This is a genomic window from Streptomyces sp. NPDC044061 (assembly GCF_056434305.1).
Genome location: NZ_JBWKFL010000029.1, coordinates 8,902 through 27,109, shown reverse-complemented (window position 1 = coordinate 27,109; position 18,208 = coordinate 8,902). Strand labels below are relative to the sequence as shown.

Sequence of the window (18,208 nt, the reverse complement as noted above, 5' to 3'; positions counted from 1 at the left end):
CGGGCCGGCTCGGCGACCCGCCGCACTCCGAGCGACCGCGACAATTGCCGCCCCGCGCCGCCGGTCCGTTCAGCCCTGCGGGCCCGGGTACCCCAGGGACGCTCCGATGCGGCCCGCCACGTCGTCCCGTTGCACCGGGCCGCGCAGACCCGAACCGGTCAGCCGGGTACGGCACTTGCTGGCGAGGAGCAGGCCGAAGGCCTCGGCCTCGCGCTCCTCGGCCTGGTCGAAGCGGGTGCGGGCGGCGACCCGGTGGACGGTGGCCTCGAGCGCGGCCTGGTCGGTGTCGTCGCTCAGCAGCCGTGTGGCCACGCCCACGCCCGCACCGTCGACGTGGTGGCCGCAGTGGTCGGCCTGCATGTGCCACAGTTCGTGGCCGAGGATCACCAACTGGTGCTCCGGCGCGGTGCGTTCCTCCACGACGACCAGGTCGCGGTCGGCCATGTCCAGCCAGAGCCCGCTGGCCGTACCGGGTGGGAAGACGGCCGTACGGAAGTGCACGGGCCGGCCGCGGCGGCGGCTCATCGCCTCGCACAGCGCCCGGTACAGCTCGTGCGGCGGGGCCGGTGCGGGCAGCGCGAGTTCTCCGACCAGCTCGGCGCACAGCCGGCGCATGTCCCTGCCGATGCCCACGCTCCTCCCCCGGCTCACGACTCGGGCCGCTTGACGCTCTCCAGGAGCATGTCGAGCCACTCGGCGACCTTGTCCCGGTGCTGGTCGGTGGGCAGTTGCGCGGCCCGCCAGGCGATCCCGCGCACCCCGTGGTCCTGCAGCAGCCGCTCCAGCGGATCCTCCACCGCCCCGGCCGCGGCCCGCTCCCGGTCGGCGAGTTTCTGCAGCAGCTCCTGCTCGGTGCGCTGCAGCGCACCGGCCAGCGCCTCGGGATCCTCCGCCGTGAGGAAACCCGCGTGCACACGGAAGAACCGCTGCAACGCGTCGCAGTGCTCCATGGTGGGCCGGCGGTCGCCGTTGATGAGCGCGCCGGCCTGCTGCCGGGACATGCCGGCGCCGTCGGCGATCTCCTGCTGGGTGTACTTGCGGCCGCCCGGTTTCAGGCGGGTGCGGCGCAGCAGGTCCAGGCGCTGCAGAAAGCGGGCCTGTACGTCCGGTTCGCCCGCCGGACGCCCGCTGAGCAGGGCCTTGACCACCGGTTCCGGGACACCGCAGGCGACGGAGAGCCGCCCGACGCCGAAGACCTCGGCCTGCGGCACGCCGAGGCGGTCGGCGAGCGCGGTGACGCGGGCGACGACGGCCGGCAGCTGTGCGGTCTCCGTTGCGCCCGGATCCTCGTAGCCATCCGTCACCGACAGAACTCCTACGTCTCTCGAGGGCTTCAGGGGCGTCCGTGCTTCTCACGAGGGGGTCGTGTCACAAGCGGTTGTCGTGAACTTCCCGGAGAGTAGCGGGTGCTTCGAACTCACATCCAGGTCTCGCCACAACTGTGGCGAATTTCAGCCGTCAACCGGCATGAAATGCCACGATAGTTGACATGGCTCTCGTCGGGGCAGCAGGATCGCTTCGCCGCGTGAAGGGCGCAGAGGCAAGAGGGGTGACCTCCCGATGGCACATCAGGCAGGAGGGCAGTGGCCGGCGCCGCGGGCCGTCCCCGAGGGCTGCGATGCCCAGGCGTACCTCCAGGACTGCGCCACGCTCCTCGATGCCGTCCCCTTCCCGTCCCTGGTCGTCGACCACCGCTGGAACGTGGTGATGGCCAACGGCGCCTTCGAGACGCTGTTCCGCGGTGTGCGGCCCCATCCGACGGCCATGCCCGGAGACAACTTCCTGCGGTTCGTCCTCTTCCATCCCGACGCCGGCGAGATCCTCGGCGAGCACGAGCCCGGCTGGTGCCTGCCGATGCTGGCCCACCTCAGGACCGCGATGGAGCGCTACGGCCACGACCTGGAACTCCAGACCGTCCGCCGGGACGTCGCCCAGGACCCGATCATGGAGGCCGCCTACCGGCAGGGTCTGCCGCACTGGATCCGCGCCGTGGGAGAGGCCGGGACGCAGCTCGACGGCGCCGTGCGCCTCCTGCTCCACCCCGACCCGCGCCGGGGCCCGACCGAGTGCCGGATCGTCGACGAGACGCCCCCGACCCTGCGCGAGATCGGTTTCACCCGGCTGACGATGGTCCTGCGCGACGCCCGCCGCCCGGCCGCGGCCGCGCGCCGTCCGCGCCGGCCGCGCGGCCCGGGCGCGCATCTGACGGTCGTCCCGGCACCCGAGGACTGACCCGGCTCCGTCGGCGTTCAGGTCGCCGACGGGGCCGGGCCGGAAAAACCTTCCTCCAGCCCCGGGCGCAACCATGCCCCGTCTACGCAAACAGCTTGCGTAAATTGCGCTAGGCTTGCGCTCATGACGCGACGACTTGCGGAAGTGGCGAAGAAGGTCGGGGTCAGTGAGGCGACGGTCAGCCGGGTGCTCAACGGCAAGCCCGGGGTCTCCGAAGCCACCCGGCAGGCGGTCCTGACGGCCCTCGACGTCCTCGGCTACGAGCGCCCCACGCAGCTGCGCGGCGAACGCGCGCGGCTCGTCGGCCTGGTCCTGCCGGAGCTGCAGAACCCCATCTTCCCGGCGTTCGCCGAGGTCATCGGGGGTGCGCTGGCCCAGCTGGGGCTCACCCCGGTGCTGTGCACGCAGACCAAGGGCGGGGTCTCGGAGGCGGACTACGTGGAACTGCTGCTGCAGCAGCAGGTCTCCGGCGTCGTCTTCGCCGGCGGCCTGTACGCGCAGGCCGACGCGCCCCACGACCACTACCGGCTGCTCGCCGAGCGCAACATCCCGGTCGTGCTGGTCAACGCGGCCATCGAGCACCTCGGTTTCCCGGGCGTGTCCTGCGACGACGCCGTGGCCGTCGAGCAGGCCTGGCGGCACCTGGCCTCCCTCGGTCACGAGCGCATCGGCCTGGTCCTCGGCCCCGGCGACCACGTCCCCTCGGCGCGCAAACTGGCGGCCGCGCGTGCCGTCGCGGGCGACCTGCCGGACGAGTTCGTCGCCCGGGCCATCTTCTCCATCGAGGGCGGCCACGCGGCCGCCTCCCGGCTCATCGACCGGGGCGTCACCGGCCTCATCTGCGCCAGCGACCCGCTCGCCCTGGGCGCCGTGCGCGCGGCCCGCCGCAAGGGCTTGGACGTCCCCGGCCGGATCTCCGTCGTCGGCTACGACGACTCGGCGTTCATGAACTGCACCGAACCCCCGCTGACCACCGTCCGCCAGCCCATCGAGGCCATGGGCCGCGCGGCCGTCGAGCTGCTGAACGCCCAGATCGGCGGGACCGCGGTCCCCGCCGAAGAGCTGCTGTTCGAGCCCGAGCTGGTGGTGCGCGGCTCCACCGCGCAAGCCCCGCGCGGCTGACATCGGGAAGATCCGCGCTTCTGCCAAATAATTTCAGATTCTGCGCGACATCTTGCGATGCGATGTCGTCGGTGCTTGAGTGTGCGGCGCCCACCGCTCCTGCCTTGAGGGGTCCACCGATGAGAAGCACCGGGTTCCGCCGTACCTTCGCCGCGATCGGCGTCTGCTCGTCCCTCGCGCTGGCCGCGACCGCCTGCGGGTCGGGCGACGACGACGCGGCGAACGGCAAGACACGCATCACCGTCAACTGCGAGCCGCCGAAGAGCGCCAAGGTCGACCGGAAGTTCTTCGATGCGGACGTCGCCGACTTCGAGAAGAAGAACCCGGACATCGACGTCGTCGCCCACGACGCCTTCCCCTGCCAGGACCCGAAGACCTTCGACGCCAAGCTCGCCGGCGGGCAGATGGAGGACGTCTTCTACACGTACTTCACCGACGCCGGGCACGTCGTCGACATCAACCAGGCGGCCGACCTCACGCCGTACCTCGCGGAACTGAAGAGCTACGACACCATCCAGAAGCAGCTGCGGGACATCTACACCGTGGACGGAAAGGTCTACGGCATACCGCGCACCGGGTACTCCATGGGGCTGATCTACAACCGCAAGCTCTTCGAGAGGGCCGGACTCGACCCCGACAAGCCCCCGGCGACCTGGGAAGAGCTTCGGGCCGACGCCAAGAGGATCGCCGCGCTCGGAGGCGGCACCGTCGGATACGCCGACTACAGCGCCCAGAACCAGGGCGGCTGGCACTTCACCGCGGAGCTGTACTCCCAGGGCGGCGACGTCGTCAGCGCCGACGGCAAGAAGGCCACCGTCGACTCCGCCGAGGGCCACGCCGTCCTGCAGAACCTGCACGACATGCGGTGGACCGACAACTCGATGGGCAGCAAGCAGCTCCTCGTCATCAACGACGTCCAGCAGCTGATGGGTTCGGGCAAGCTCGGCATGTACCTCTCCGCCCCCGACAACATCCCGATCCTGGTCAAGGAGAAGGGCGGCGACTACAAGGACCTGGCCCTCGCCCCCATGCCCGGCGGCAAGGGCACCCTCATCGGCGGCGACGGCTACATGTTCAACAAGAGGGACACGCCCGCCCAGATCCGCGCCGGCCTGAAGTGGCTCGACCACATGTTCCTCACCCCCGGTTCGGGCTTCCTCGGCGACTACGCCCGCGCCAAGAAGAACGACGCACCGGTCGGCCTGCCCGAGCCGCGCCTGTTCACCGGCGCCGCCGACGCCAAGGACCAGCAGGTCAAGAAGGCCAACGCCAACGTCCCCGTGGAGAACTACCAGGCCTTCCTCGACGGCGACCAGCAGCTCCGGATGAAGATCGAGCCGCCCGACGCCCAGCAGATCTACTCCGTCCTCGACGGCGTCGTCTCCGCCGTCCTCACCAAGAAGGACGCGGACATCGACCAGCTCCTCGAGGAGGCGTCCGGCAAGATCGACAGCATCCTCGCCCGGAGCTGACTGCCATGACGAAGACGGCCGAGCGGCGCCCGGTCCAGCGGGCCGCCGCCCACCCGGTCCCGGCGCCGCCCCCGGCAGGGGGCCGGAGGCGGCGCCGCCTTCTCGACCAGGCCCGTGCCTACGCCTTCCTCCTCGGCGGCCTGATCTGCTTCGCCCTGTTCTCCTGGTACCCGGCGATCCGCGCGGTCGTCATCGCCTTCCAGAAGTACACGCCCGGCTCCTCGCCCCAGTGGGTCGGCACCGCCAACTTCACCCGCGTCCTGCACGACCCCGAGTTCACCGAGGCCTGGCGCAACACCGTCACCTTCACCCTGTTCGCCCTGCTGATCGGCTTCGCCGTCCCCTTCGTCCTCGCCCTCGTCCTCAACGAGCTGCGGCACGCGAAGGCCTTCTTCCGGGTCGTGGTCTACCTGCCGGTGATGATCCCACCCGTGGTCAGCGCCCTGCTGTGGAAGTGGTTCTACGACCCCGGAGCCGGCCTCGCCAACGAGGCGCTGCGCTTCCTGCACCTGCCCACCTCGAACTGGTCCAACGGCACCGACACCGCACTCGTCTCACTGGTGATCGTGGCCACCTGGGCCAACCTGGGGGGCACCGTCCTCATCTACCTGGCCGCCCTGCAGTCCATCCCGGGCGAGCTGTACGAGGCCGCCGAACTGGACGGCGCGAACCTGCTCCAGCGCATCCGGCACGTGACGATCCCGCAGACCCGGTTCGTCATCCTCATGCTGATGCTCCTTCAGATCATCGCCACCATGCAGGTGTTCACCGAACCGTTCGTCATCACCGGCGGCGGCCCCGAGAACGCCACGGTCACCGTGCTCTACCTCATCTACAAGTACGCGTTCCTCTACAACGACTTCGGCGGCGCCTGCGCGCTCAGCGTGATGCTCCTCGTCCTGCTCGGCGCCTTCTCCGTCCTCTACCTGCGGCTCACCCGCTCCGAGGGGGACGCATGAGCAGCCGGACCCTGATCTCCCCGGCCACCCTCGCCCGCCCGCGCGGCAAGGCCGCCTACTGGACGGTGTTCACCGCCGTCGTCCTGCTCTTCGCGCTCGCCTTCCTCTTCCCGGTCTACTGGATGGTGACCGGCGCGCTGAAGTCCCCGGACGAGGTGGCCCGGACGCCGCCCACGCTCGTGCCGGAGCACTGGCACCTCGACGGCTACACCGACGCCTGGGACCTGATGCAGCTGCCGCACCACCTGTGGAACACGGTGGTGCAGGCGGCCGGCGCCTGGGCCTTCCAGCTGGTGTTCTGCACGGCCGCCGCCTACGCCCTGTCCAAGCTGAGGCCCGCCTTCGGCAAGGTGATCCTCGGCGGCATCCTCGCCACCCTGATGGTCCCGGCCCAGGCGCTCGTCGTACCCAAGTACCTGACCGCCGCCGAGCTGCCGCTGATCCACACCAGCCTGCTCAACGACCCCCTCGCCATCTGGCTGCCGGCGGCCGCCAACGCCTTCAACCTGTACCTGCTCAAGCGGTTCTTCGACCAACTGCCGCGCGAGATCCTGGAGGCCGCCCAGATCGACGGCGCCGGCCCGTTGCGCATCCTGTGGTCGGTCGTGCTCCCGATGTCCCGGCCGGTGCTCGGCGTGGTGTCGATCTTCGCTCTGGTCGCGGTGTGGCAGGACTTCCTGTGGCCGCTGATGGTCTTCTCCGACACCGACAAGCAGCCGATCAGCGTGGCCCTGGTCCAGTTGTCGCAGAACATCCAGCTCACCGTGCTCATCGCCGCGATGGTGATCGCCAGCGTCCCGATGGTGGCGCTGTTCCTCGTCTTCCAGCGGCACATCATCGCCGGGATCAGCGCGGGCAGCACCAAGGGCTGACGCCGACGCCCCGTCTACAGAAAGGCAAGCTCAGTGGGACAGCCCACCCATGCCCCGAAGGACCGTGACTGGTGGCGCTCGGCCGTCATCTACCAGGTGTACGTCCGCAGCTTCGCCGACGGCGACGGCGACGGCACCGGCGACCTCGCCGGAGTCCGCGCGCGACTGCCGTACCTCGCCGAACTCGGCGTCGACGCACTGTGGTTCAACCCCTGGTACCTGTCGCCGATGAAGGACGGCGGCTACGACGTCGCCGACTACCGTGCCGTCGACCCGGCCTTCGGCACCCTCGCGGAGGCCGAGAAGCTCATCGCCGAGGCACACGAGCTGGGCATCCGCACGATCACCGACATCGTGCCCAACCACGTCTCCGACCAGCACCCCTGGTTCCGGGCGGCCCTCGCCGCGGAGCCCGGCAGCCCCGAGCGCGAGCTGTTCCACTTCCGGCCCGGACGCGGCGCGCACGGCGAACTCCCGCCCAACGACTGGCCCTCGCAGTTCGCCGGCTCCACCGAACCGGTGTGGACACGCCTGCCCGACGGCGACTGGTACCTGCACCTGTTCACCCCCGAGCAGCCCGACCTCAACTGGGCCCACCCGGCGGTCCGCCAGGAGCACGAGGACATCCTGCGCTTCTGGTTCGAGCGCGGTGTCGCCGGTGTCCGCATCGACTCGGCCGCCCTGCTCGCCAAGGACCCGGCTCTGCCCGACCTCGCCACGCACCCCGAACCGCACCCGTTCGTCGACCGCGACGAACTCCACGACGTCTACCGCTCCTGGCGGTCCGTCGCCGACGCCTACGACGGCGTGTTCGTCGGCGAGGTCTGGCTCCCCGACCCCGAACGCTTCGCCCGCTACCTGCGCCCCGACGAACTCCACACCGCCTTCAACTTCTCCTTCCTGTCCTGCCCGTGGGAGGCCGGGAGGCTGCGCGCCTCGATCGACACCACCCTCGCCGAGCACGCCCCCGTCGGCGCCCCGGCCACCTGGGTGCTGTGCAACCACGACGTGACCCGAACCGTCACCCGCTACGGCCGCGTCGACACCGGTTTCGACTTCGCGGCCAAGGCCTTCGGCACCCCGACGGACCTGGCGCTCGGCACTCGCCGGGCCCGGGCGGCCGCGCTGCTGTCGCTGGCCCTGCCCGGAGCCGTGTACCTCTACCAGGGAGAGGAGTTGGGGCTGCCGGAGGCCGAGATCCCGGTCGGGCGCATCCAGGACCCGATGTACTTCCGCTCGCACGGCGCCGACCCGGGCCGCGACGGCTGCCGGGTACCGCTGCCCTGGGCGGCCGACGCGCCGTACGCGGGATTCGGCTCGCGCGAGGAGCCCTGGCTGCCGCAGCCGGCCGGCTGGACCTCGTACGCGGCCGACCGTCAGCAGCGGGACCCCGACTCCATGCTGGCCCTCTACCGCCGGGCCATCGCCACCCGCCCGGTCTTCGGCGACGGCCCCCTGACCTGGCTGCCCGCCCCCGAGGGCCTGCTGGCCTTCTCCCGCGCGCAGGGCGCGCTGTGCGTGGTGAACCTCGCCGCGACACCCGCCGAACTGCCCGCGCACTCCAGACTCCTGCTCAGCAGCGGCCCGCTGGACGCCGAGGGCCGGCTGCCACAGGACACGGCGGCCTGGCTGCGCGCCTGAGCCGCCCGCGCACCGCCTGCTATCCCACGCACCCCCACCACGAAGGGATCAGCACATGCCCAGCAGCACCGCCAGAAATGTCATGCCGGCGATCGGGGCGGTCGTCGCCCTCGCCGCCGGCACGCTCGTCGCCGTGGCCCCCGCCGCCCACGCGGCCGCGGGCGCCACCCTCCCCTTCACCTCCGTGGAGGCCGAGTCGGAGACGACGAACGGCACGAGGATCGGCCCCGACTACACACAGGGCACACTCGCCTCGGAAGCCTCCGGCCGGCAGGCCGTACGACTGACCTCCGGACAGCGCGTGGAGTTCACCGTGCCGCGCGCGGCCAACGCCGTGAACGTCGCCTACAGCGTCCCGGACGGCCAGTCCGGCTCGCTCGACGTGTACGTCAACGGCACCAGGCTGGCCAAGACGCTCCCCGTGACCTCCAAGTACTCCTACATCGACACCGGCTGGATCCCGGGCGCGAAGACCCACCACTTCTTCGACGACACCCGCCTGCTGCTGGGGCAGAACGTCCAGGCCGGCGACAGGGTCTCCCTCGAGTCGACCGGCACCCAGGTCACCGTCGACGTCGCCGACTTCGAGCAGGTCGCGGCCGCCGCCTCCCAGCTTGCGGGTTCGGTGTCCGTCGTCTCCAAGGGCGCCGACCCCAGTGGCAACGGCGACTCCACCCAGGCCTTCCGGGACGCCATCGCCGCCGCCCAGGGCGGCACGGTCTGGATACCGCCCGGCGACTACCGGGTCACGTCCTCCCTGAACGGCGTGCAGAACGTGACCCTGCAGGGCGCCGGCAGCTGGTACTCGGTCGTGCACACCTCCCGCTTCATCGACCAGACCAGCTCCTCCGGAAACGTCCACATCAAGGACTTCGCGGTCATCGGCGAGGTCACCGAGCGCGTCGACTCCAGCCCCGACAACTTCGTCAACGGCTCCCTCGGCCCGAACTCCTCCGTCTCCGGCATGTGGATCCAGCACATGAAGGTCGGGCTCTGGCTGACCGGCAACAACGACAACCTGATGGTGGAGAACAGCCGCATCCTCGACACCACCGCCGACGGCCTCAACCTCAACGGCACGGCGAAGGGCGTCCGCGTCCGCAACAACTTCCTGCGCAACCAGGGGGACGACTCCCTCGCCATGTGGTCGCTGTACTCCCCGGACACGGACTCCAGCTTCGAGAACAACACGATCTCGCAGCCCAACCTCGCGAACGGCATCGCCGTCTACGGCGGCACCGACATCGCCGTGAGGAACAACCTCATCTCCGACACCAACGCCCTCGGCAGCGGTATCGCGATCTCCAACCAGAAGTTCCTCGACCCCTTCCACCCCCTGTCCGGCACCATCACGGTCGACGGCAACACCCTGGTGCGCACCGGCGCGATGAACCCCAACTGGAACCACCCCATGGGCGCCCTGCGGGTCGACTCCTACGACAGCGCCATCAACGCCACCGTCAACATCACCGACACGACCATCATCGACAGCCCGTACGGCGCCTTCGAGTTCGTCTCCGGAGGCGGCCAGGGCTACCCGGTCAGGAACGTCAACGTGACCGGCGCGACCGTGAAGAACACGGGAACGGTCGTGGTCCAGGCCGAGGCGCAGGGCGAGGCCGCCTTCAAGAACGTCACCGCCACCCAGGTCGGCGTCGCCGGTGTCTACAACTGCCCCTACCCGGCGAACTCCGGCTCCTTCACGCTCACCGACGGCGGCGGCAACTCCGGCTGGAACAGCACCTGGTCCGACTGCTCCAGCTGGCCCCAGCCCGGCCAGGGCAATCCCGACCCCGACCCGAACCGCAACCTGGCCAAGGGCCGCCCGGCCACCGCGACCGGCTCGCAGGACGTCTACACGCCGGGCAAGGCGGTCGACGGCGACGCGAACAGCTACTGGGAGTCGACCAACAACGCCTTCCCGCAGTCCTGGACGGTCGATCTCGGCTCCTCCTACGCGGTACGCCGGCTGGTGCTCAAGCTGCCTCCCTCCTCGGCGTGGGGCGCCCGCACCCAGACCATCACGGTGCTCGGCAGCACGGACGGCTCGTCCTACTCCACGGTCGTGGGCTCGCAGGGCTACCGCTTCGACCCGGCCACCGGCAACACGGCCACCGTCTCCCTGCCCAGCGGTACCGACCTGCGCTACCTGCGCCTGAGCGTCAGCGCCAACACGGGCTGGCCCGCAGGGCAGTTCAGTGAGGTGGAGGCCTATCTGACGAGCTGACACCCGACCGGAACGGTCAGTCCCTCTCCGGCAAGGTGGATCGGCCACCGGCCCGGCGCGTGAGGAGCCGTTACGAACGGTTCCTCCGCAACCGGGCCGTCACCGAGGGGGGTCCGACAGGCATGGAGCGCAAGGGTGGCGGTGAGCGAAGGGCCCGACCCTCACAGGTCCAGGACGAGCCGAGGTCCCCGGCAGCGCGACACGCAGATCATCATCTCGCCCGCCGCCCGCTCCTCCTCGGTGAGGACCGAGTCCCGGTGGTCCGGGGCGCCCTCCAGGACGTCAGTCTCACAGGTGCCGCAGGTGCCCTCGGCGCACGAGTACAGCACCTCGATCCCGGCGGCGTGCACCGCGTCCAGCACGGACACGTGCGGCGGGACGGCCGCTGCGCGCGAGCTCGACCTCGAACTCCTGGTCGGCGTTGCTCGGTCGGGGCTTGGGCCGGAAGCGCTCGACCCGGAGCAGCCCGGCCGGGCAGCGCTCCTCGACGGCGTCCAGCAGCGGTCCCGGACCGCAGCAGTACACCAGGGTGCCCTCGGCGGTGCCGTCCAGGACCGCATGGTGGCGACATCGTCGGGACGGGCGTCACCGGCCCACAACAGCGCTTCCGCCTCACGGAAGGCTGTTTGCAGAGCCGCCCGGTCAGGGGACTCTCGCCGCTGCCGTACGGGCCAGGGTCAGTGTTCTGGAGAGGTCGGGTGCCGTGGGGCTGCCCGCGTCGCTGAGCACGACCAGGGTCCTCCGCACGACGACCAGGACCAGGGTCTCCTGGACGGTGAAGGTTCCGGTGGTCGCGGTCACCGTGGCGTGCCACGACGCGTCCCCGATGCCCGCCGAGCCCCGGGGCACCACCCGCTCCGTACCGGTGGTGCCGTCGCTCCAGCCGATGGAGAACGCGGCACAGCCGGACAGCGCACTCGCCGCCTGCTCCAGGTCCTGTCGCGCCCCGGAGCCCGGCAGTCGCCGCAGTACCTGCTGGAGGAACGGCCCGCTCTGGCTCATGGCGAAGGTGACCCTGGCCTCGACCGAGCCGGTGCGGGTGCTCGGAGCGGACTCGAGTCCGTTGAGCGTGGCGATGCATCGGGGGTGGTCGGAGCGTGTGGGCGGCTCGTTCCGCAGCACGGTCCTCACATAGCCTCGCGGTAACTGGGCCGTGGTGAGCAGGGCGTCGGACAGGGGCGTGGTGCCGTGGGAGGCGCCGGTGGGGGGTGCCTGCGTCGGCACCACGGTGTCCGATCGGTGGCCCCCGCCGGCACAGCCGGTGAGGGCGGAACCGGCCAGCACCGCCACCACGGCCGACAGCGCGGCGAGCCGTCGCCGGCCGCCGGCGGAGGTCCGGGTCGGTCTCGGGGCGGGTCTCGGGCTCATGCGGGTCTCCTCGAACGGCGGGCGGATCGGCGAGTGCGGCCGGTCAGCGGCCGTAGCGGAAGTACAGGTCGCAGCGCAGCACGGAGGCGACCAGCGCGTGATCGTCCACGGGCCCCGACGGGTCGCGCAGGAGGACGGCGGAGGCGGCCCGCAGCACGGGGTCGTCGAGACCTCCGAGCAACTCGGCCGTGTCGGCGCGGCGTTGCGGGTCGGTCCAGACGGTGGTCCCGCCCAGGGACAACGCACGACAGACGAGGGCGGTGTCCGCCGCCATGGCGTCCGTCCGCTGCTCCTCGGGCGGCAGCACGGGGAGCTGGTCCAGGGGGACGGTCCGGTCATCGTCGTCGGAGTCCGGCGAGGCCGGTGGGTGGGTCGGCAGTGCGGACACCGCTGATTCGCCGGAGACGTGTGCGGCCGGTGCCTCGACCAGTCCGCCACCGAATGCCGCCCATCCGGCCCCGGCAGCGACCAGCACCGCGGCGGCGGCCGGCAGGACCAGGGACCGCAACCGTCGGGTGCCGCGCGGCGCCGGACGCCTCGGCCGGCGGGCGACGGCAGCCGGCAGCAGCAGCGCGCCGACCACGCTCGTCACCACCCCCGTCACCCACCAGGGCGTGTCGATCACGGCCCACCGGACGTCAGGGGCGGCGCGGGCCGCCGTCAGCCGGGCGAACAGGAACCAACTGCCCAGCGGCACCGAGAGCAGGAACCCGGACAGCCCTACGGCCACCGCGCAGGCGGACGCCGAACGCGGACCGTCCACCGCGGCCCCCAGAGCCCTGGCGAGGGACGTGGTCCACAGGGCGAACAGCGCCCCGCCGACCACGAGCACCAACCCCAGGGCCAGCGCCTGCACGCGCGGCACATCGGTCAGGGAGAGCGCCGTCGCCAAGCCGTCCGCCGTGCCGGTGTCCCGCACCCAGTCACCGGCCGCCCGGCCGGCGAGCTGGCTGCCCAGGAGCACACCGAGGCCGAGCGCGGCTCCGGCCGGCGCCGCGCGCAGGCCGGACGCGTCCCGGTGCCCCACGGCGACGGCCCGCCACCAGGCCACGGTCACCACCCCGGCCATGGCCCAGCCGGTCAGCAACCCGCCAACCGCATAAGCGAGTTGGGTGTGGTCTGGCACCAGGGCGGCCACCAGCAGGGTGAGATCGGTGAAGACCAGGCCCGCGGCGAGCCCGGTGGTGAGGCACTCCAGGGACGACAGACCCCAGGACCGGGCCGGGTCGGCGAGCACGGCCAGGCGGTCCGCGGGTGTGGGATGCGTGGCGAGGCCCAGGGACCGTACGAGGCGCTCGACGCGGCGCGGCGGGAGGGCCGAGCCGATGTGGGCGGCGGTGGAGTCCCCCGATGCGCGTGGATCGGCCGCAGCGGCGAGATCGGCGTCGTGCTCCCGCACGCGCAGCACGGCGCACAGGGTGAGCAGCACGACGACCAGGACGACCGCCATCCGCACCAACAGGCCGGCACCCAGCAGTCCGGGGTCGCGGGCCGACGCGACCGCCGTCGGCAGGGTGACGCCGAACAGCAGCAGCCACCAGGCCGCGAGGGCCAGCCGTACCCGGCCCACGTCCCGCAGCCGCAGATGGGCCAGTTCATGGCGGAACAACGCGTCCACGCGCCGGTCGGGCAGCCCGAAGACATGGGAGTCGGCCACGATCCGCGGCCGGCGGACGGTGCCCGCCGCGCGCGCCCGTACCCCGATGCGCCGGCGGCGCACCCACAGCACCGGCCGGGGCCCCGTCGCGCCGGGTGTCAGGGCGGCCAGACGCAGGGCGAGCGGTGAGGAGTGGTCCGGCTCGGCCCGCCACCGCCACAGGCTCAGCCGGCGTCCGGCGGCTCGGCACAGCACGGCGAGGGCCAGCAGGGCGAGCGGCCCGCACACCACCACCGCCGACTGCGCCAGTCGTACGTCGCCCACGCAGTCGGTGAACCGGGTGAGAACCTCGTCGGGCGCGGCGTCGGAAGCGGGCAGGCAGGCGAGTTGGGCGTCCGGCCAGTTGCCCCGGCCCAGCACCAGCCACCACCAGGTGGCGAACGCGGCACCGGCGCCGGCCACGAGGACCAGCAGGGCCAGCCGGGTCGTGGTCGGCAGCGGCAGCGGGCTGGAGACCAGCGCGCGGGCGACGTCGCGCCGCTCGCGGGGAGTGGCGGCGTCGGTGGTGGTGGAGGAGGGCGGGCCGTGGGAGCCCGGCACGGCGCTCACGACGGCGACGGGTTCGCGGCCGCGGGCGCGTCACTGGTCTCCGAAGTCCCCGACCGGAGCCCCGCCCCCACGTCGTCGCCCGGCCCGGCGGCATCCGCACGCGGGTCGGGAGCGGTCCGGTGCTCGGTGCGCGGGGCCGGCGCCGACCGGTGCCCGGACTCCGGTTCCGCCCGGTGCCGGGTCTCCGGCCCGGTCTCGGGACCGCTTCGCTGTCGTGGTTCCGAGACCGGTTCCGGTTCCGGTCCCGGTCCTGATTGCGGTTCCGGTTCCGGCCAGTCGTCCGGTGCCGTGCAGTCTTCCGTCGCCGCGTTCCCGCGTACGACGGCCACGACGATGATCTGGGCGCAGGCTTCGGCCTGGGGCGCGGACAGGCCGGCGGCACGGCCCTGGGCCGCGGCCCAGTCCGCGAGTTCCTGGCGTGTCACCTCGGAGAGTTCCGGGACGGCCGAGGTCAGCGCGGCCCGCCTCCCCTCGGCGTCGGCCCCGCTCCGGCGCCGCCACCAGCGCTTCAGCCGGGTGCCGCCCGCCTGGATGCGCCCGGAGGCGAGGTCGGCGAGTACCTGCGAGACCACCGCGACCAGAACCGGCAGTACGACCGCCGATTCGAAGCCGATGCCCAGCGGGTCCCCGGCCGGCCGGTGCAGGCGCTGCGGGGCATGGGGCCGCGCGGCGTACGCCCGGCAGGTCTCGTCCAGCTTCTCCAGTTCGGCCGGAGCGACGCGGCGGACCACGTCGCGCAGGACATCCTGGCCCGTGCGGTGGTGCATGAGTTCCTCCCGTGAGGACGGACCGGCGGGGCGCTCGTACGGACGGCGGCTGCCTGGGCCGCGGGCGCGTTCAGTGCCGCCCGCGGCGACGCTGCCTCACGCCGACGGCGACGACGGCGGTGAACACGAGGGCGGCCACGCCGGCCGCCACGATCGATGCGGATGTGCCGATGCCCGCGAGCCTGTCTCCTCCGGTGTCGCCGGACAGGGCCGACGGCGCGGAGGCGGCGGCGGACGGGGGAGACGAAGAGGGTGCGGAGGGCGAGGAGGGCGGAGCGGACGGGGTGTCGGTCACTGTCGCCGCCGCACTCGCGGGGCTGCCGGGCGAGAGGCTCGCCGTCGCCGAAACCGTGTCCACCGGCGGGCCCGTGTCCGATTCCGTCGTCTCGTCGACCACGGAGTAGGACGCCTTGCCGTCCATCAGGGCCACCGGGTCGACCGATGCCGTCGGCTGGATCAGGCCCTGCGTGACGAACTGGAGGGTGGTCGGTGCGGGCACCCCGGAGACCAGTGAGACGCGCAGCGGCACACGGGCCGAGTCACCTGCCGGGAGCGAACCCACGGACGGGAGTCCGGCGTCGGTGCTGAGGTAGCCGCTGAGCGCGGTGTCGCCCGGGGTCAGCTGGACCGGTCGCCATACGGACGGGCCGGCGTCGAACCATTCCACCGTGACCTGATCGGGCGTCAGCGGGGCGGCGGGCGGCGCGAGCCGGATGCCGACGGCGACGACGAAGCTGTCCGTGATGTCGGTGTCCAGCGTGTTGTGGAACGTGGCGTCCAAGGCCAGCGGGGCGCCGCCCGGCTCCAACTGACCAGAGTCCGGCGTCAGTTCGGCGTAGGGGGCGGCCGGGTCGGCGGCGTACGCCGACGCCGCGCCAAGGACTGCCGGGACGAGGAACGCGACGCAGCCCAGGAGGGACGCGCACAACGATCTACGGCGCACGAGAACCAGCTCCCCCCGGCGCGCCCCCAGCGCACCTCCTGGCGTGATGCGGAAAAGTTTAAGAGATAATGCGCCTTAAAGGGATACCAATTCACATTCGGTCAATAAAGAACAGAAGTGAATTCCTGGGTCCCGTGAGGTGGCTCAGTAGCCGTCGGGGTCGACGACTACGTCGTAGGACGGCGTGGACAGGGAGCGCAGCGGGGAGTCGAGTTTCTCCGTACGGAGGATGTAGGTGCCCGGAGCCAGATCCGAGATCTGCTGGTAGCGGCCGGTGAAGTCGGGCTCCGTTCCGGTCCAGTAGCCGGATCCGAGGCTGTGCTTGAGGACCCATCCGTTGGGCTGGACGATCGCCGGGTACACCGGTCCGAGCGCGTCCTGGGTGAGGGTGAAGGACGCCCCGGCATGGGCGTTCGTGCCCGGCGCGGCGGACAGGGTGAACGAGAAGTAGCGGACGTTGAACGGGGAGCCGGAGGTCAGCGGCGCGCAGCCCCGAGCCGTCACGGGGCCGTCCACGGAGCCGAGTTGCAGCGGGTCGGTGAAGGTTCCGCTGCCGGAGAGACTGCCGCAGTCCAGGCTCCCGTCCGAGGCGGGCTGTTCGTCGTCACCGCTCGCATCGCCCTCGCTCCCCGTCTCCGTTGCGTCGTCGGAGGTCGCGCTCTCGGTGGTGGGGGTCTCCTCGACCGGTTCCTCGGTCGTGGGGGTCGGCTCCGGGGAGGAGGAGGCGGCGTCCGGCGTCGGCGAACCGGTGTCGGAGGCGGACTCCGAGACGTCTGCCGACGGTGACTCGGCCGCACTCGACCCGCGGTGCGAGGAGCCGCCGCAGCCGCTCGCGAGAAGTATCGCCCCGAGCGTCAACGCGCACTTTCTGATCATGGATTTCCTCCCCCTCCGCACCGCCGAGAACAGCCCGGCGGACGTCATGTGCGCGGGATATTACATCTCTTCATCCCTTCGATCCGCCCATATGCGGACTTCTGCGAACCGTCTTCTCCGAGCCGTCTTCTCCGCGTCACTGTCTTTCCGGGTCATCGTCTTCCCGGAGCCGTCGGGACCGGCTCCGGGAAGACACCCGTTCAGCAGGAAGGCACGTCGGTCAGCCAGGCCGGACCCTTGAGGTAGATGTTGGTGATCCACGAGCCGTCGGTCAGCTTGGACCAGGCGTCATTGGTGTAGCCGTCGGCCGTCACCTCCTGCGCGTGGGTCTGGCAGACGACGTTGACCGTGGTGGGCTGGGCGAAGTAGTCGACCACGGACGCGTTGACGTTCGGCTGGCTGTGCGTGCGGACGCTCGTGCCCCACGTCTGGTGGGGCTTGCTGCCCCCGCTCGGCGGCGCCGGGCTGCTGCCGCCGCAGTCCGGGACGCCGGGCAGCGAGGCCGGGCCCTTGATGTAGATGTTCGTCAGCCACGAACCGTCGGCCAGCTTGGACCAGATGTCGTTGGTGTAGCCCTCGGCGGTGACGGTCTCCGCGTGCTCCTGGCACTGGACCGAGACCTGGGTCGGCCCGCCGAAGGTGTCCACGACGGAGGCCCGCACGCTCGGTGAGCTGTGGGTGCGCACACTGGTGCCCCAGGTCTCGAAGACCGTGCCGCCGTCGGCAGGCGGGGGAGTCGGGGCGCCCGACGGATTGATGCGGATGGCGCCCGCGTAGTCGCCGCCCGTGCGCACGGGGGTGACCCGGATGTGGGTGCCGGACTCGTACGCCTCGACCATCTGCCCCGCGCCCAGGTACATGGCCACGTGGTGGATGTGGCCGCTGCCCCAGAACATCAGGTCACCGGGGACCAGCGGGCCCGTGCCCTGCCCGGCCGAGAAGCGGGCGGCGGCCTGGGAGCTGTGGAACTGGTCGTTCGCCGTGCCGTTGAGCAGGTCCTTGCCGGTCGCCCGGTAGTACGCGTAGCGCATCAGGCCCGAGCAGTCGAAGCCCTTGCGTTCGTTGTCGTGCATGCTGTCGGGATCGGAGCCGTCGTAGTAGCCGTAGGTGGCGCCGGGTGTGGCGCCGTGGCCGCCGCCCCAGCTGTACCAGACGCCGATCTGCGAACAGGCCGCGTCCACGGCGGCCTGCGCGGTAGCCGAGGCGCCGGGAGCGAGGACACCGCAACTCGCGTCCTTTGCCGCGGCGTTGGGGTGCGGGGCGGTAGTGGCCGCATGGGCCGTGGCGGGCGGGAGAGCGGCCAGGGCTGCCGCGGCCACCGCGGGTGCGAGCGCCCGGCCGGCGAGCCGGCGCGTGGTTCCGGTCTTCAAGGAGCACATCCTTCGTCGACGTTGACGTCACCGGGGTAACGGTGACGGCGGTGGGGGGTGTGTGCCCGGCGCCCGCACAGCGGCGGGCGCCGGTTCCGGGGGCGCGGCCCCCCCCCCCGGGGGGCGTAACAGAGTCGACGGGGGGGGGCGCGG

Annotated in this window: 15 protein-coding genes and 1 pseudogene; 7 read left to right on the top strand and 9 right to left on the bottom strand. The window is 71.8% G+C overall.

Annotation, left to right across the window (positions count from 1 at the left end; all coding sequences use genetic code 11):
* Window positions 1-69: 69 nt before the first annotated feature.
* The gene (locus tag AC07CM_RS35585) at window positions 70-615 is read right to left on the bottom strand and encodes a toxin-antitoxin system, toxin component (protein WP_478880687.1); all 546 of its coding nucleotides are present in this window, start codon (window positions 613-615) and stop codon (window positions 70-72) included.
* Between the two features lie 32 nt (window positions 616-647).
* Window positions 648-1,304: a helix-turn-helix domain-containing protein gene (locus tag AC07CM_RS35580; protein WP_478880617.1), complete on the bottom strand. Its 657-nt coding sequence runs from the start codon at window positions 1,302-1,304 to the stop codon at window positions 648-650.
* 256 nt (window positions 1,305-1,560) lie between these two features.
* On the opposite strand from AC07CM_RS35580, the gene AC07CM_RS35575 reads away from it, so the two are divergent.
* The 7 genes from AC07CM_RS35575 to AC07CM_RS35545 all read left to right on the top strand — a co-directional run bounded on the left by AC07CM_RS35575 (window position 1,561) and on the right by AC07CM_RS35545 (window position 10,525).
* On the top strand, window positions 1,561-2,232 hold the full coding sequence (locus AC07CM_RS35575; RefSeq protein ID WP_478880616.1) for an MmyB family transcriptional regulator: 672 nt from the start codon (window positions 1,561-1,563) through the stop codon (window positions 2,230-2,232).
* A gap of 123 nt (window positions 2,233-2,355) precedes the next feature.
* Window positions 2,356-3,354 (top strand): LacI family DNA-binding transcriptional regulator, encoded by a 999-nt coding sequence (locus tag AC07CM_RS35570; RefSeq protein ID WP_478880615.1) that lies wholly within the window; start codon window positions 2,356-2,358, stop codon window positions 3,352-3,354.
* 119 nt (window positions 3,355-3,473) lie between these two features.
* Complete coding sequence (locus AC07CM_RS35565) at window positions 3,474-4,826, top strand: ABC transporter substrate-binding protein (protein ID WP_478880614.1); 1,353 nt, start codon at window positions 3,474-3,476, stop codon at window positions 4,824-4,826.
* 5 nt (window positions 4,827-4,831) lie between these two features.
* Window positions 4,832-5,785 (top strand): carbohydrate ABC transporter permease, encoded by a 954-nt coding sequence (locus tag AC07CM_RS35560; protein WP_478880613.1) that lies wholly within the window; start codon window positions 4,832-4,834, stop codon window positions 5,783-5,785.
* Window positions 5,782-6,657: a carbohydrate ABC transporter permease gene (locus tag AC07CM_RS35555; RefSeq protein ID WP_478880612.1), complete on the top strand. Its 876-nt coding sequence runs from the start codon at window positions 5,782-5,784 to the stop codon at window positions 6,655-6,657. The genes AC07CM_RS35560 and AC07CM_RS35555 overlap by 4 nt, the downstream gene beginning before the upstream one ends.
* Window positions 6,658-6,690: 33 nt before the next feature.
* Window positions 6,691-8,298: a glycoside hydrolase family 13 protein gene (locus AC07CM_RS35550; RefSeq protein ID WP_478880611.1), complete on the top strand. Its 1,608-nt coding sequence runs from the start codon at window positions 6,691-6,693 to the stop codon at window positions 8,296-8,298.
* A gap of 55 nt (window positions 8,299-8,353) precedes the next feature.
* Window positions 8,354-10,525, top strand: a complete 2,172-nt coding sequence (locus tag AC07CM_RS35545; RefSeq protein WP_478880610.1) for a discoidin domain-containing protein — start codon at window positions 8,354-8,356, stop codon at window positions 10,523-10,525.
* 161 nt (window positions 10,526-10,686) lie between these two features.
* Here the strand turns inward: AC07CM_RS35545 and AC07CM_RS35540 are convergent.
* From AC07CM_RS35540 to AC07CM_RS35510, 7 genes and pseudogenes are all read right to left on the bottom strand, one after another.
* A pseudogene (locus AC07CM_RS35540) lies at window positions 10,687-11,083 on the bottom strand (2Fe-2S iron-sulfur cluster-binding protein); the annotation flags it as partial.
* An 84-nt stretch (window positions 11,084-11,167) separates the two neighbouring features.
* Complete coding sequence (locus tag AC07CM_RS35535) at window positions 11,168-11,893, bottom strand: hypothetical protein (RefSeq protein WP_478880609.1); 726 nt, start codon at window positions 11,891-11,893, stop codon at window positions 11,168-11,170.
* A 43-nt stretch (window positions 11,894-11,936) separates the two neighbouring features.
* Window positions 11,937-14,099 (bottom strand): M48 family metalloprotease, encoded by a 2,163-nt coding sequence (locus AC07CM_RS35530; protein WP_478880608.1) that lies wholly within the window; start codon window positions 14,097-14,099, stop codon window positions 11,937-11,939.
* Window positions 14,096-14,866, bottom strand: coding sequence for a hypothetical protein (locus tag AC07CM_RS35525; protein ID WP_478880607.1), 771 nt, complete (start codon window positions 14,864-14,866; stop codon window positions 14,096-14,098). Before AC07CM_RS35525 ends, AC07CM_RS35530 begins: the two co-directional genes overlap by 4 nt.
* Before the next feature lie 70 nt (window positions 14,867-14,936).
* Window positions 14,937-15,809, bottom strand: coding sequence for a hypothetical protein (locus AC07CM_RS35520; RefSeq protein WP_478880606.1), 873 nt, complete (start codon window positions 15,807-15,809; stop codon window positions 14,937-14,939).
* A 144-nt stretch (window positions 15,810-15,953) separates the two neighbouring features.
* Window positions 15,954-16,685 carry a hypothetical protein gene (locus AC07CM_RS35515; protein ID WP_478880605.1) on the bottom strand — a complete coding sequence of 244 codons (732 nt, stop codon included), beginning with the start codon at window positions 16,683-16,685 and terminating at the stop codon, window positions 15,954-15,956.
* Window positions 16,686-16,885: 200 nt separating this feature from the next.
* A complete protein-coding gene (locus tag AC07CM_RS35510) occupies window positions 16,886-18,055 on the bottom strand; it encodes a C40 family peptidase (RefSeq protein ID WP_478880604.1) in 1,170 nt (389 codons plus the stop codon).
* Window positions 18,056-18,208 lie beyond the last annotated feature (153 nt).

Excerpts from the sequence above, each read along its gene's own strand:
- AC07CM_RS35585 (WP_478880687.1), bottom strand. The coding sequence starts at position 615 with ATGCGCCGGCTGTGCGCCGAGCTGGTCGGAGAACTCGCGCTGCCCGCA.
- AC07CM_RS35575 (WP_478880616.1), top strand. The coding sequence starts at position 1,561 with ATGGCACATCAGGCAGGAGGGCAGTGGCCGGCGCCGCGGGCCGTCCCC.
- AC07CM_RS35570 (WP_478880615.1), top strand. The coding sequence starts at position 2,356 with ATGACGCGACGACTTGCGGAAGTGGCGAAGAAGGTCGGGGTCAGTGAG.
- AC07CM_RS35565 (WP_478880614.1), top strand. The coding sequence starts at position 3,474 with ATGAGAAGCACCGGGTTCCGCCGTACCTTCGCCGCGATCGGCGTCTGC.
- AC07CM_RS35560 (WP_478880613.1), top strand. The coding sequence starts at position 4,832 with ATGACGAAGACGGCCGAGCGGCGCCCGGTCCAGCGGGCCGCCGCCCAC.
- AC07CM_RS35555 (WP_478880612.1), top strand. The coding sequence starts at position 5,782 with ATGAGCAGCCGGACCCTGATCTCCCCGGCCACCCTCGCCCGCCCGCGC.
- AC07CM_RS35545 (WP_478880610.1), top strand. The coding sequence starts at position 8,354 with ATGCCCAGCAGCACCGCCAGAAATGTCATGCCGGCGATCGGGGCGGTC.
- AC07CM_RS35535 (WP_478880609.1), bottom strand. The coding sequence starts at position 11,893 with ATGAGCCCGAGACCCGCCCCGAGACCGACCCGGACCTCCGCCGGCGGC.
- AC07CM_RS35525 (WP_478880607.1), bottom strand. The coding sequence starts at position 14,866 with ATGCACCACCGCACGGGCCAGGATGTCCTGCGCGACGTGGTCCGCCGC.
- AC07CM_RS35515 (WP_478880605.1), bottom strand. The coding sequence starts at position 16,685 with ATGATCAGAAAGTGCGCGTTGACGCTCGGGGCGATACTTCTCGCGAGC.